This window comes from Phormidium pseudopriestleyi FRX01, assembly GCF_017313335.1.
Classification (GTDB): domain Bacteria; phylum Cyanobacteriota; class Cyanobacteriia; order Cyanobacteriales; family Laspinemataceae; genus Laspinema; species Laspinema pseudopriestleyi.
In genome coordinates, this window is record NZ_JAFLQW010000430.1 from 1 (window position 1) to 13,917 (window position 13,917).

At 44.9% G+C, this 13,917-nt stretch carries 11 protein-coding genes; 8 read left to right on the forward strand and 3 right to left on the reverse strand.

All coding sequences use genetic code 11. The annotated features are described in order from the left end of the window. Positions 1-66: 66 nt before the first annotated feature. Complete coding sequence (locus J0895_RS27010; RefSeq protein ID WP_422894339.1) at positions 67-270, reverse strand: hypothetical protein; 204 nt, start codon at positions 268-270, stop codon at positions 67-69. Between the two features lie 33 nt (positions 271-303). Here J0895_RS27010 and J0895_RS16165 point away from each other — a divergent pair, with 33 nt between their 5' ends. Beyond that, positions 304-1,257, forward strand: coding sequence for a hypothetical protein (locus J0895_RS16165; RefSeq protein ID WP_207089073.1), 954 nt, complete (start codon positions 304-306; stop codon positions 1,255-1,257). A 110-nt stretch (positions 1,258-1,367) separates the two neighbouring features. Beyond that, positions 1,368-1,838, forward strand: coding sequence for a DNA phosphorothioation-associated protein 4 (locus J0895_RS16170; protein WP_207089074.1), 471 nt, complete (start codon positions 1,368-1,370; stop codon positions 1,836-1,838). 75 nt (positions 1,839-1,913) lie between these two features. Here the strand turns inward: J0895_RS16170 and J0895_RS16175 are convergent, their stop codons facing one another. Next, positions 1,914-3,512 carry a DGQHR domain-containing protein gene (locus J0895_RS16175; RefSeq protein ID WP_207089075.1) on the reverse strand — a complete coding sequence of 533 codons (1,599 nt, stop codon included), beginning with the start codon at positions 3,510-3,512 and terminating at the stop codon, positions 1,914-1,916. Positions 3,513-3,778: 266 nt separating this feature from the next. Between J0895_RS16175 and dndB the strand changes: the two genes are divergently transcribed. Then, entirely contained in the window at positions 3,779-4,852 is a 1,074-nt protein-coding gene (dndB, locus tag J0895_RS16180; protein WP_207089076.1) for a DNA sulfur modification protein DndB, read from the forward strand. Between the two features lie 59 nt (positions 4,853-4,911). Here dndB and J0895_RS16185 read toward each other — a convergent pair whose 3' ends face one another. Beyond that, complete coding sequence (locus J0895_RS16185) at positions 4,912-6,087, reverse strand: DNA sulfur modification protein DndB (RefSeq protein WP_207089077.1); 1,176 nt, start codon at positions 6,085-6,087, stop codon at positions 4,912-4,914. Positions 6,088-6,169: 82 nt separating this feature from the next. Between J0895_RS16185 and dndC the strand changes: the two genes are divergently transcribed. The 5 genes from dndC to J0895_RS16210 all read left to right on the forward strand — a co-directional run. Then, positions 6,170-7,801, forward strand: a complete 1,632-nt coding sequence (gene dndC / locus J0895_RS16190; RefSeq protein WP_207089078.1) for a DNA phosphorothioation system sulfurtransferase DndC — start codon at positions 6,170-6,172, stop codon at positions 7,799-7,801. 109 nt (positions 7,802-7,910) lie between these two features. Next, entirely contained in the window at positions 7,911-9,893 is a 1,983-nt protein-coding gene (gene dndD, locus J0895_RS16195) for a DNA sulfur modification protein DndD (protein WP_207089079.1), read from the forward strand. A gap of 132 nt (positions 9,894-10,025) precedes the next feature. Further along, positions 10,026-10,445 carry a DNA sulfur modification protein DndE gene (gene dndE / locus J0895_RS16200; protein WP_207089080.1) on the forward strand — a complete coding sequence of 140 codons (420 nt, stop codon included), beginning with the start codon at positions 10,026-10,028 and terminating at the stop codon, positions 10,443-10,445. Positions 10,446-10,503: 58 nt separating this feature from the next. Beyond that, positions 10,504-11,031, forward strand: a complete 528-nt coding sequence (locus J0895_RS16205; RefSeq protein ID WP_207089081.1) for a DUF1499 domain-containing protein — start codon at positions 10,504-10,506, stop codon at positions 11,029-11,031. A gap of 64 nt (positions 11,032-11,095) precedes the next feature. Then, the coding region (locus J0895_RS16210) for a DNA phosphorothioation-associated putative methyltransferase (RefSeq protein ID WP_242541363.1) at positions 11,096-13,917 on the forward strand (2,822 nt) is incomplete at its 3' end.

Genomic DNA, 13,917 nt, shown 5'->3' on the forward strand with positions numbered 1-13,917 from the left:
AAATCTTTGAATCCCTAATTTTTGGGGTATCTGAGTTGCGATCGCCCTCTCAACCCTTGATAACCGCTAACCGAGCATACACCGGGTTAAGAAACCCGGTTGTCTTTCCCTAAATAAACAACCAATGACCAATGACCAATAACCAATGACCAATGACCAATAACCAATAACCAATAACCAATGACCAATAACCAATAACCAATAACCAATGACCAATAACCAATGACCAATGACCGGCGATTGCAAACTGACACAATTTAGGCTACAAATATGTCTTAAGACCGCGTAAAATTTGATAACTCAATGAAAGCATTACAAGTCCTATCAGGCATTTTAGTCGCCTTCACCCTATCTAATAGCGCCGAATTGGCGCCACCAGGGAGAGGGACCCGCCTCACCGAGTTCGGGGATACCTTCGAGGAAGTCGGTTGGAGTTATAACTTCAATAATCCTAAACTCTACAATCAATTTCATAACCCCGGTTCCGGTTGGGTTGAAGTCATCCATGCACAGAATCCTCCCACTGGTGTCTCTGCCAATGGCAGGTGGATTGAAGGACCGACTCGGGGACATCCGGATATTGTTGAACAAGTCAGAACCCCACCGGGAGGCATAGGAGGAAGTCAATATTCCTTGCGTTTAAGAACTACAAATTCTGGCACTCCGAATATTACAGAAGGGACGGTTCAGCAAGAGGATTTACTGAATATTATTCCCGGAAAAACCAACGGGGATATTCCTCTGGGTTCGGGGTTAAATGTAGTGACGCGAATTTATCTACCTCCTTTGAATGAATGGCACGATATGAGTGGATATCATATCGGGTTTCGCGTCGGTGCCACTGGACGTAAACCCGATGGTCAATTAGCGAATTATTGGCCCGGAATTTGGATTTGGATGGACAAAGAAAGTAGTGGACGTCGCACTTTTCGCTGGGTGGTTAGGTCCAATAACGAAGGCGTAGATGTCAATGCCAGCGAACAAAAATTCACCAATACCGGATGGTGGACTCTGGGTATGGCATTCAATCTGGATGGTTCAATTAGTTACTACGCCAGTCCGGGAGTTGATGATTTAACCCCGAGAGATTTACTCACCTTTCGCGCCGGTTCTCAGTCTGCTGCGGCGACTTATACCCCTTATGGATTTAAGTTTGATAATCTGGACTATTTGTTTTTTTCTACTGGGAATACAGATGGTCAAAATTCCACAGAATTTATCATTGATGATGTGGGGGTTTATCGAGTCGGACCGTAAATGGGTGAGTCACCTACTATGAAAATGCCTCCATCTATGCTAGATTAGTAGGATGGGGGCGTCGCTTCCTAAATCCTGTTGACTGTTCAATACAATACAGGCCGATCGCAATGGGTGCATATCGAATTCGGGTGGCCAAAGATAAAGCAGATTTAGTCACATCCTTAACCTCATCGGACAACAAAACCGGAGTATTTCGTCACTTTACCGATGTTCTCGTCTTTGCTGCCGCCTTGGGTGCCAGACGCAAAAAACGAGTTCCCCTCGGCGCAATTTCCAAAACCGAACCGGGTCCAATAGACATCGATACCTTCGTCACGAAAGGATATGACTTGGTTATCAAATTGCTGGCGATCGCCGAAACCAAAGACTCCAAAATTATCGCACCCAACGACCCCGATTCCGAAGAAATCCGCGCTCAAATCTTTGAAGAATATGCCAACGGCGGCCTAGAAATCCTCCGCGAAGAGTTACGAGGTGCCGTAGACTATACCGAAAGAATCCTCCTCATCCTCCTCTCCGAACGCTTCAAAAAAACATCCTCAGAACCCGACGAGTTTGACCTAAGTCGTTTTTTATAATCGTTCATAATAACGACTTCAGTCGTTCCCTCTTAAGTTCGTAGTAACGACTTCAGTCGTTCCCCCCAATACCCCTCACAAAACCTCCGGCAAACCCACCTCCTTCGGTTTCACAAACTTACCCTCAAAACTAACTGCTTTCCCTTCAAAAGTACGCGCATCCGCTAACGCCTTGCGAAGATTTGCGCGTTCATAATCATCCTCAATTCCCCCTAAAATATAAACCAACAACTTCGCCGCCAAATCCCGACCCGAAACTAACACCCGCCGTTTACTTGGGTCATATAAAACCCCATACCAAAGAGACTGGGGATATTCCATCCCACTAAATCCCCCATCCACATCAAATTCCTGCAACTTATCAATCAACTCTTTCAGAGAAACCCCTTTCTCAAACACTAAAATTCCCATCGCTTGCGCTAAGGCAACTTGTCCAATGGGACGAAACAGTAAATTCCCATCCCCACTGCCTTTTTCATGACTAAACCGGCGCATTTCTGGAGTTTCCGTCCCTGATTCGAGTTGCTGATAGCTAACTAAGCTCGATAACCCCTCAAATAATGCCTCAAATTCCCGTAACCCTTCCTCTAGTTCGTCATCTTCAGGACGAATCGGAATGAATCCCTTTTTATTCGCCGATCGCCAATGGGTAAATTTCGGACCTAAGTAGCGTTCAGACATCTCCTTAATGGCCTGAAGAGTGGTTAAAACTGTTGATTTAGCCGCCACAGTCGCACTATCCCAATTCACCCGAGGATTTCGTTTCTTTTTCTCTTTCAATAGAGGATGCGTAACCGCAACTTTCCGCGCTATAATTGAAAAACCATCATCTTCATTCAGAACAGCGAGTTGTCCTTTACTCAGGTTGACCGCCATTAGGTTAACATGAACAAAAATTGACCGGACCCTCCGCCTTGCTTCGTCTCGGGTTTCTCCTGCCAATACGGCGGGAATAAATTCAATACCGATTCTTTCCGAAGCTAAATTTTGCAAATGTGCCGATTCGACCTGATATTGCTGTTTTAAATCATCGACGGTAATTGCCGCACCTACGGGGTTTTTATTTTTGTTATAGCGTTGGAGTCGTCCGGTTTTAATTAGTTCCATTAACCCCTGAACTCCCATCAGTCGATGTTGACCATCTAAGGCAAATATTGCAACTTTTTCAGACAGGTCTAAGAGTCCGATGGTGTTGTCTTTGTCTAAGGAGATGAAGTCACAACAGGATTGACGCGATCGCCCATTTTCATCCCACTCTGGCGCATCGGAATTATCCACCCACGGCGGACTTTGCACTACCAATAATGCCGGGAATTTATGATTTTTGCGGGCGACTAAATACAGGGTCAAAGCTGCTTGTCGGGACCAATCTAGGGGACGTTGTAGCAGTTCGTCAATGGTTTCCCGGTCCCTGACTACATTATCGGTTTGGGGGTCATACTTTTTCTGAAATAGTGGCAGTTGGGAGGCAAAACGAACCCGACTGCTTAACCATTCTAAGGTGACGGATCCAATAAATGCCTCAGTATTCCCCATCTGGGTTTTCTGAACCAGGAGGCGATCGCTACGGGAGAGATGGCGATCCAGCAATAACGCCAACGCTTCGCGATCGCTGTTTTCCTGTTCCAGGATTTTACTGGCAAGGTCCGTTGCTGGATTCCGGGGAGGGTTCATGAGGACTTTCACATCGATAGGCACATCCTTAAACATAGCAGGAAAGTTACCAGACTGACTCATCCCCAATCAAACCCTCTGTCTGTAAGGGTTTTGGACTAATTTGCTAAAAAGCTGGTTTTTAAAAACTTTTTGTGCAATACTAAAAAAAAGCGATTAAATCAGGTCAGTTTATAACATATTTATGTCAATCTGTCAAGGGTCATCAAAAAAAAGGGGGAGTTGCCGGTGGGATACCATCTACCGCACATACCGGGAGGGCGATCGTGCTAAATACCGCCTTTGAATATGTTTTACCTGTAGTTCGGGGAATACAGGCGGGACGAGAATATTATGTGTCTATGTGTCCCCTGCGACTTTTGCCGAAACTGTTCCCCCTGGATCAGGTGGAAACGCCGCCAGAAAATCGGGCGAGGCGATCGCTGAATCGGACTCGTGTCCCGCAAATTACCCAGTATATTTTGGATAATCCCCGCAGTTATACTATTTCGGCGATTACGGCCTCTATTGATGCGGATATCACCTTTGAACCCCTGGGGACCGAGGCGGAAGGGCGAAAAGTCGGACGCTTGCGAGTGCCGATGGATGCGCGATTTACCATCAATGACGGCCAACATCGGCGGGTGGCATTTGAATCGGCATTGAAAGAAAATCCGGATTTGGGGTATGAAACGATTCCTCTGATTTTGTTTCTGGATGTGGGTTTGAAGCGATCGCAGCAGATATTTAGTGACCTCAACCGCTACCCAGTGCGATCGGACCCTGCGCTCAATCTGCTGTATGACCATCGCGATGACAAAGCGGCATTAGGGAGAGGAGTATATCAGCAAGTGGAGGTATTCCGCACTCTCACAGAAACCGAACGCAGTCATTTAAGCACTCGGTCTGGTAAACTATTTATACTCAGTCATATTTGTCAGGCAACCTTGACATTATTAGCAGACTGGCAAGGGGAACCCCTAGAAGCACAAATCAAACAGGCAGTCGATTACTGGAATGCGGTCAGTCGGCAGATTCCAGATTGGCAACTTGTATTAGAACGCAAAGTTAGCGCTTATGAGATCCGGCGAGATTACCTGCATACCCAGGCGATCGCCTTAATCGGGTTAGGCGCAGTGGGTGCAACGTTACTCAGGACCTATCCAGATACTTGGCGAGACCATTTGGGCCCCTTACGGCAAGTCGATTGGTCGCGATCGCATTTAGACTGGGAAGGGAGGGTGATGTTCAAGGGTCAATTGTCCCAAGGGTCAACTAGCGTAATGCGGATGACTGCTTATCTGAAACAGCGCTTAAATTTGCCGCTAACGGAGGAAGAGAAGCGTTTGGAAAATCAGTAGGAATTGAGGAGGGAGCAATTAAGGCGATCGACTCCCTCCAAATTGCTAAAGGGCGCAATTTACATCCATCCTAGATGTGTTTTTGCCCGATTTACAGCAATTCTTATAGCATTAACCCCCGCTGTTATTTTGTAAGGTTTTGCTGGGTTTTTGGGGTTTGGATCCAACAAGACAACATTGTCTCTCCATAAATGACCTTCTCTTGACCAATTGATTTGAGCTAATGTAGAAATTTTCTTAGGGTCAAACAAATGAACATTTTTGTCATAAATACAATAGAGCAAGTGGCCTAATATTTCCATACCAACACTTCTACCCAGTAAGTTTTCATTTTTAAAATCCTCTATTTCATCAATGCTCAAATCTTCAACATTGACCTCAACAATATGACGACTTTGAGTACATTCACTAAAAAATTGATTCAGGGCATTAATTAAAGCGTCGGATGCTTTATCTACATCACGCTCTTTTAACTCATTGTTGGAGTCCCCTGAGAAAGAGGCCCCTACCAGCTTGGCGATATAATTGGTGGTATAAACTAATTTCTTTTTGGAAGCAGGAGAACTTTTTATTTTTTCCGTCTTACCTTGAAACATGAAAACTTCATCAATGACTCGTTTAGTGATGCCAACTCTACCTTCAAATTCCCCAAACGACAACAGTAGCGACTTATCGAGTTGCTTTGTCTGTGCCATATCTCTGAAATCACTCTGGCACTGGTTAAAATCCGGTTCTAAAACCAGGGTAATGGGAAAATCATTATCGCCAATTACCTCGCCAAATTCACCGATAATTAAATCTTGGATTGCACTTTTGCGATGTTGTCCATCTGTAATGTCTAACTTAACCCCACGAGGAATGACTACTAAGCAAATCCCCCTCCCCAATTCAATGAGTTCAATCTTGCTGGGATCGACATTTGCCGTTAGGGTTCCCAAAATCCAGGGTTTACCTTTGGTGGCGCGTTTGAGAATATACTCTTTGATTTCCTCCGCATGACCCTTAACTTCTGGACGATTTTTACCCGAATCAGGATCGTTATCACTAGAGGGTTTTGCCTGGAGAAGCGTCGGCAAATCATCAGCAGGGACATTGATTTGCACCATCCGGCGCTTCCCCTGGCGGAAAATCAGACCGGGATAACACTTTTCGCGATGATGCTTTGCGAAATAGGGTTCAAGCACCGGATCGAGGCGGGGAGGCGTTTCTGACTGGGGTAACAAGTCATCTGTCATATTAAGTCGCAATTGGAGTAAAAAGCTGTAAAATTATAACATACCTATTGCAAGTTAGAAAATATCAAGGAGTTTTCAGAACATGGCAGAACAAGCTCAAATGTCACTCTTTCCACCTCGTACTGTAGAGGACTTAGTAGAAGATATTGACAAATTAACTAAAGAGATTCAAGCACTCTACTGTTTAGACGAAATCCCCTGGATTTTGGGATATTCAGGGGGGAAAGATAGCACTGCCACATTGCAGTTAGTCTGGAATGCTATAGCTGAACTACCCCTGTCAAAGCGAACAAAAACAATTTATGTTATTACCACAGATACCCTGGTAGAAAATCCAATTGTTGCGGGGTGGGTTCGCAAATCCATAGAGAACATGAAAGTAGCAGCTATGGAACAAAAAATGCCATTTGATCCACATTTGCTGCAACCGGATATTAAGCATACCTACTGGGTGGGTTTAATTGGAAAAGGATACCCAGCACCTCGAATTAAATTCCGATGGTGTACTGGACGCTTAAAAATAGAACCGTCTAACCGTTTCATTCGTAATGTAGTCAGAACCAATGGTGAAGCGATTCTTATCTTGGGAACTCGTAAAGCAGAAAGTTCTAAACGTGCTGCCACCATGAAAAAACTGGAAGAAAAACGAGTGCGCGATCGCCTAAGTCCTAACGCTCATTTACCAAACTCTCTTGTTTATAGTCCTATCGAAGACTGGCGCAATGATGAAGTCTGGATTTATTTGAATCAATGGTCGAATCCTTGGGGACAAAGCAACAAAGATTTATTTGTCATGTATCGGGAATCTACCGCAGATAATGAATGCCCTCTAGTCGTTGACACCTCTACTCCTAGCTGTGGAAGTTCTCGTTTTGGATGCTGGGTTTGTACGCTAGTTGATAGTGACAAATCTCTGACTGCAATGATTCAAAATGATGAAGAAAAAGAGTGGTTGCAACCGCTAGTGGATATCCGTCTTGAATTGGATATTGAAAACGATCGCCAGCATAGAGACTTTCGTAGAATATGGGGAGATGTACAATTATTTGAGCGAAATATTGAAGGCCAAACCTCGGTGGAGCCAATTCCCGGACCTTATACTAAGGAATGGAGAGAACATTTACTGAAAAGAATTTTAGAAGCTCAAAATTTGGTCCGTAAGACTGCCCCGTCAAACATGGGAGATATCACCCTGATTAGTTTAGACGAACTCAGCGAAATTCGGCGAATTTGGCTAGAAGAGAAGCATGAATTTGATGATAGCTTGCCTAAGATTTATGAAGAAGTGACAGGGGAAGTCTTTCAGGACCCTCGTCCTGGCGCGGGTAATCAATTGTGGGGAAGTGATGAGTGGGAGGTGTTGCATGAAATCTGTAATCCGGACACGATGCACTTGGAATTGATGTCCAAATTGATTGGGACGGAGTATCAGTATCATACGAAATCCCGACGGATTGGGGTGTATGATGCGTTAGAGAAATGCTTTGAGAGTAGTTCGCGATCGCAAGAACAGGCGATTGAAAATGCTCATTACAAACGGGACCTGAAAACTGCTGCTAAAGACGGGGATGTTTATGCGATTAAACAACTCAAAAATCGGGACATGAAACCCTTGGGGACTGAGGGGGATGTTGCTGCGGTTAAACAGTTAAGTTGGGGGACGATGAAATATCCAACTCTTGATAATGATGATGATGATGATGTAGAGAATTAATCGAAGAGACCCCCCCTAACCCCCCCTTGCTAAGGGGGGAACAGGAATTCTGTCTACTGGGGGGTGTTGGAATTTTGCCTACTGTTGACTTTATTACCTTGACTGTATCGTGATTTTTATTGAACTGGTTCTGCAAAACTTTGGTCCCTATATGGGACGACAAGTGATTGATTTACGACCCCAAATTCATGGAGAAACTCGTCCGATTATCCTGTTTGGGGGGATGAATGGTGGGGGAAAAACGACCCTGATGGATGCCATTCGTTTAGCGCTTTATGGTCCTCGCGCTCAATGTTCGACCCGAGGCAATTTGAATTATAGTGATTTCCTGACTCAGTGTGTGACTCGGGATTCGGATCCGGTGGAAAAAACTCGGATTGAGTTGGTGTTTGAGCATTTTGAAAATGATGCGGCGGTGGAGTTGCGGATTGTGCGCTATTGGGAAGCAAATCCGAAGGATGGTAAGGATACGTTAGGGATTTTGGAAGGAGATTGGCCGCGAACAGATTTGACGAATATTTGGGATGAATATATCGAGAATTTGTTGCCATTGGGGATTTCTAATCTGTTTCTATTTGATGGGGAACAGGTGAAGGAATTGGCGGAACAGGAAACGCCGCCTCCGGTAGTGGTGGATGCGATTCAATCTTTATTGGGGTTGGAATTGGCGGAACGGTTATCGATAGATTTGGATATTTTGGTCCGGCGGAAACAGAAGAAGTTGGCGAGTGCAAAGCAGTTGGCGAGTTTGGAAGAAATTGAACAAAAGTTGTCGAAATCTACGGGGGAATTATCCGAGGCAAAGCAAGAGTTAGGGGGTTTGCAAAATAACTTAGAAAAGGCGCATGAACGGCAGCGGGATGCTTGGGATAAGTTTATTTCGGAAGGGGGTAAAATTGCGGCGGAACGGACTCAATTAGAAAAAGAAAAGCGCAATTTAGAGGCAAATATCGAACAGATGCGCGAGTCTTTGGGGGAATTAGCTGGGGGGAGTTTACCTCTGGTTTTAATTCAACCTTTCCTGAATCCGGTGCAGGTTCAAGGGGAAAAGGAGGCGAAATCTCTTCAGGCGAAAATTGCGCGGGATGTGGTGAAGGAACGTGGTAGTCGTCTAGTAGAATATCTGGATAACTTGAAGCTGAAACCGCAACAGGTGGATAAGATTAAGTTCTTTCTGGAACAGGAGGATGAGGCACTCGATCGCGAAATTGGTTCGGAGGAGGATGTCTGGTTATCGGCAGATGAGGAAAGTCTATCTTTGTTGGCGAATGTGTTGCGGCATGAACTGCCAAGTCAGGTGAAGTTGGCAGGGGAAAAGTTGCAGTCTTTGGAGGCATTGGAGGTAGAAATTACGTTCAATGAACGGCAACTGGCATCGGCACCTTCTCCGGAGATTTATGAACAACTGGATGCGGCATTGAAGGCGGCACAAGCGGCAGTGGTAAACGCTCAAGGGGATTATAATAATGGTCAGCAGCGATGCGATAAGTTAGGCAAAGAGATTGAGGGGTTCAAGAAGGAACTGGCGGTTTACAGTGAAACAAGTATTGAACGCCAAAATGATGAGCATATTATTGAGTCATCGAAGAAGGTTCAGGAAACTTTGAAATTGTTTAAGGAACGGTTGACCCTGCGGAAGTTAAATAAGTTAGAGGTAGAGGTAACGGATTGTTTCCGCTATCTGTTACATAAAACGGATTTAGTCCATCGGATTGCGATTGATACTGAAAGTTTTGGATTGTCGCTGTACAACCCCGAGGGTCAAGCGGTCCCGAAACATCGTCTTTCTGCGGGGGAAAAGCAGTTGTTGGCGATCGCCTTTTTGTGGGGATTGGCGCGAGTGTCGGGACGGCATCTGCCAGTGGCGATCGATACTCCATTGGGACGGTTGGATTCTTCCCATCGGAATAATTTAATTGAACGCTATTTTCCGTCAGCATCCCATCAAGTGATTCTGTTGTCTACAGATACAGAAATCAGCAAGAGTGAGTATCAGCATCTCCTAGAACAGGAGGCGATCGCCAACAGCTACCTCCTCAAATATCAACCCGAAACCCGCAAAACTGTTGTAGAAAAAGGCTATTTCTGGTAAACTATCAAATCACCCCAAAGCTCCTATTCTTAGCCCGCGCAGGCCTGTGCTGAGTCCCGTCGAAGTGCGGGCTTCGTCTGTATAGCCCCACCCTTCAGGGTGCGGGTTTATCCATTTATTTTCAATCAACCAATGGAACCACCCCTAGACCGAATTAAACTCTCGCAAACCGCGAAAGAACAACTCAGTAAACTCAAACGTTATACGAAAATTGACCAATGGAATATTTTATGCCGATGGGCATTTTGTAAATCCTTGTCCGAAACTTCTATCCCTTCTCCGGTTCCAATTCCCGCCGATAGTAACGTCGAAATGAGTTGGCGAGTATTTGGAGGGGAACTGTCAGATATTTTAATTTTGGCCTTAAAACAACGCTGTCATCAAGATGGATTGGGGATGGATAAAGAGACTTTGGCGACTCAGTTTCGTTTGCATCTGCATCGCGGGATTGGGTATCTGGCAGGAGACCCGAATCTGAAGAAAATTGAGCATTTAATCGAGGTGGCAGTGGCGAGTCAGACAGGGGAGAACGAATCAAAAGGGAAACGGTGAACCAGGAGTCGCCTTTGCCGCTAGAATGAAAAGAGCATTTTGCATCAAACGGCGATTTATGTACAACTTATCTCCTGTAAAAGTTCTCACTCTGTGTTTTTCGGTCACCTTGGCAATCTGGTGTTATTTGAGTCCAACTCCGGCGGCATTCGCTGCTGAGATTTCACCGAATGCGATCGCCAGTATCTTTTCCTTTTCCGGGGAACGTCCCGATAATTTAGGCGTCAGCATGGGCAAATTATCCCCTTGTCCAACTTCTCCCAATTGTGTGTCTTCTCAAGCGGAAGAAACGGATAACAAGCATAAAATTGAACCCTTGCAATATGAGTTTTCGGCGAAAAAAGCCTTTACCCATCTCAAGGAGATTATCGAAGAGATAGATAATGCAAAAGTGATTAAATCCGAGGCCCATTATCTGTATGCTGAATTTACCAGTTCTTTGATGGGGTATGTGGATGATGTGGAATTTTTTCTCGATCGCAAGTCAGATGTCATTCAAGTGCGATCGGCGTCGCGGTTAGGACAGTCTGATTTAGGGGTAAACCGCAAACGAATCGAAGAGATCCGCAGTAAATTTACCCCCTAATTCGGAAGCGGGTTTTGGAATAACGGGGTAGCGGCAATAAAAATTTAGACTGGCAGCAACCATTATGTGGTATGAAAAAGGTGGGTCCCGATCGCTGCTGAGTTACACCTCCAATATTATGGATAAATCCAGTTTGCCGCTACCCCAAACCAAACGAGACCGTTTGGCATCGGTTCACCGCCATCTACCCCGTCCCCTACGTCTCGCTGGAGAAGCGGGAATCCTGACTTGTGAAACAACATTTTTGGACTATGGGGGAGATGCCAATCACAATCCGGCAGATGTTGTTTATCTTGCCGATATCCTCAATGTTATCCAGTCCCCGGAAGAAAGTCAGGATGTCTTGCGCGATGCCTGGAAATTGACTCAAAAAGTCTTAATTGTTGCTGCCGCAGTCACAATTTCCGAAGTCAATAAAGGAAAAATCGCTTATGGGAAAGATGGCGTGATTCCGATGAATTCAGTTCATTCCTACTCAGAACAATTAGAACTCAAAACCGAACTAGAACACACCTTATCCGTCGAGGCAACACCTGCCGGATTGGGGGTTTATTTTATATTCCGCAATCCAGCAGACGCGCAAATTTATCACTTCAAAACCGGGCGATCGCGTTCGGTCATTCCTCCCCTAAACCCCGATGCAACGACCTTAATTGAACAAGAAGAAATCCTAACGCCATTGATGGAATTTGTCGCGGATTGGGGACGCTTACCCACGGTCAAAGAGTTATCCACCGGCCAAAAAATCGTCACAGTATTTGGCAGTTTAGAACAGGCATTTAATCAAATTGTCCAAGCAACCCCCATTCAAATTTGGGAGCAAATTCAGGAAAAATGCCGTCAAGATGGATTAATTTATCTAGCAAGTCTGATTCAGCAGAAAAAGCGCGTTCCTATTTTATCCGAATTATCCCCTCAAATTGCCTCTCATTTTCGCGCCTTATTTGGAAATTGGACGACCGCAAAACAATTGGCACAAAACTTGTTATCCCAATTAGAATCCCCAGATGCGATCGCCATCGCTTGCCAAAATAGTCCTCTGGGAAAAAAGCTACCCGGTGCATTGTACGTTCATGTTTGGGCCCTAGAATCCTTAGACCCAATCTTGCGTTTATATGAAGCAGTTACCCGTCATCATTTCGGACAATTTGATGGGGCAACCTTAATTAAATTCAACCTTGAAAAACCCATTATTTCTTATCTATTTTATCCCGAATTTGACACCGACCCGCATCCAGCATTACAGGCAAGTTTGAGAGTTCATTTACCCGAGGGTCGAATTCGCTATCGAGACTATCGCCAAGCGGATAATCCTCCAGTTCTCCACCGCAAAGAAACCTTTGTCACCCCGGATTATCCTCTATATGAACTGTTTTCTATTCTCACCCAAGAAGAAGAAAAATTAGGACTCTTAAACAAATCACGGGGGATTGGAACTCGGAATGGATGGTTAGATTGTTTGACCGATGCTGGGGTAGAAATTCAGGGACATACGGTCATTGTCACATCGGAATATAAGACAACAAATAAACCCCTTAAAACCACCCCCAAAATCGAACGCCATCGCGCTGCAATTGTCCGTAATGCCATCTCTCGTCCGATGCGATTAGGATTAGAAGCGGGATTTTTTACCGAAGGAACGACCTTTTTTGATTATGGATGTGGTCATGGGGGAGATATTAAACGGATTGCAGAACAAGGATTTCCGAGTAGTGGTTGGGACCCGTATTATTCCCCCGATACTCCTGCGACTCCTGCGGATGTCGTGAATTTGGGTTATATCATTAATGTCATCGAAGATTTAGAAGAACGCCGACAAGCGCTAATTAAATCCTGGGAATTGACCCAAAAAGTGTTAATTGTTGCCTCGTTAGTGTTAGTCGATGACCGCAATTGTGGTCAGGTTGCCTATGGAGATGGGGTGATTACCCTCCGCCATACTTTTCAGAAATATTATGAACAAGAAGAACTGAAACAGTATATCGAAAGTGTTCTGCAAGTGGAAGCAGTTCCCGTGGCATTGGGGATTTATTTCGTTTTTCGGGACCAACAACTCGCACAACTGATTCAATCCTATCGCTTCCGCAGTCGGACGACGGTTCCTAAACTGCTGAAAAGTTTTGATGAGTATCGGGAAATCCTGACGCCACTCATAGAATTTGCCAGCGATCGCGGCAGACTACCGGTTCCGGGAGAACTCCCCCAAGAACCGCAAATCCTCGCCGAATTTGGCAATTTGCGACGCGCCTTTAAAGTGATTATGGAGTTCACTCACCCGGAAGAATGGGAGGCGATTACTGAAAAACGCAGGAAAGACCTTCTAACTTATATTGCCGTTACAAACTTGTTAAAACGAGTCCAATTGTCTCATTTACCCTTAGAAATTCAAAATGATATTAAAGCTCTATTTCCCTCTTATCGGACTGCCTGTATTATGGCAGACCAACTGGTATTTAGTTTAAATAATATTAAATTAGTGGCCAGCAGTTGTAAAAACAGTTCCGTGGGTTTGCTAAAACCCAATAGTTTCACGGTTCATGTTTCCGCCTTAGAAACCCTCGACCCCTTGCTGAGAATTTATGAAGGGGTAGTCAGTCGGGCAATTGGGCGAATGGATGAGGCCACCTTAATTAAATTTAGCCTGAAAAAGCCGAAAATTTCCTATTTATTTTACCCCAATTTTGACCAAGAAGCGCATCCCCTCTTACATACTCGCATGGATATTGACTTAATCGATTTGCGGGTAATTTATCGGGACTATGACAAGGATGATAATCCGCCAATTCTCCATCGCAAAGATGCCTGTGTCACCCCGGAATATCCCGATTATGAAAAAATGGTTAAACTGACCCATCACGAAGAAACTCGGGGTTTATTAGATAAACC

What these genes read in the sequence shown, in the direction of transcription:
- dndC (WP_207089078.1), top strand. Translation starts at nt 6,170, where the DNA reads ATGGCAGAACAAGCTCAAATGTCACTCTTTCCACCTCGTACTGTAGAG.
- J0895_RS16170 (WP_207089074.1), top strand. Translation starts at nt 1,368, where the DNA reads ATGGGTGCATATCGAATTCGGGTGGCCAAAGATAAAGCAGATTTAGTC.
- J0895_RS16205 (WP_207089081.1), top strand. Translation starts at nt 10,504, where the DNA reads ATGTACAACTTATCTCCTGTAAAAGTTCTCACTCTGTGTTTTTCGGTC.
- J0895_RS16165 (WP_207089073.1), top strand. Translation starts at nt 304, where the DNA reads ATGAAAGCATTACAAGTCCTATCAGGCATTTTAGTCGCCTTCACCCTA.
- dndE (WP_207089080.1), top strand. Translation starts at nt 10,026, where the DNA reads ATGGAACCACCCCTAGACCGAATTAAACTCTCGCAAACCGCGAAAGAA.
- J0895_RS16185 (WP_207089077.1), bottom strand. Translation starts at nt 6,087, where the DNA reads ATGACAGATGACTTGTTACCCCAGTCAGAAACGCCTCCCCGCCTCGAT.
- J0895_RS16175 (WP_207089075.1), bottom strand. Translation starts at nt 3,512, where the DNA reads ATGAACCCTCCCCGGAATCCAGCAACGGACCTTGCCAGTAAAATCCTG.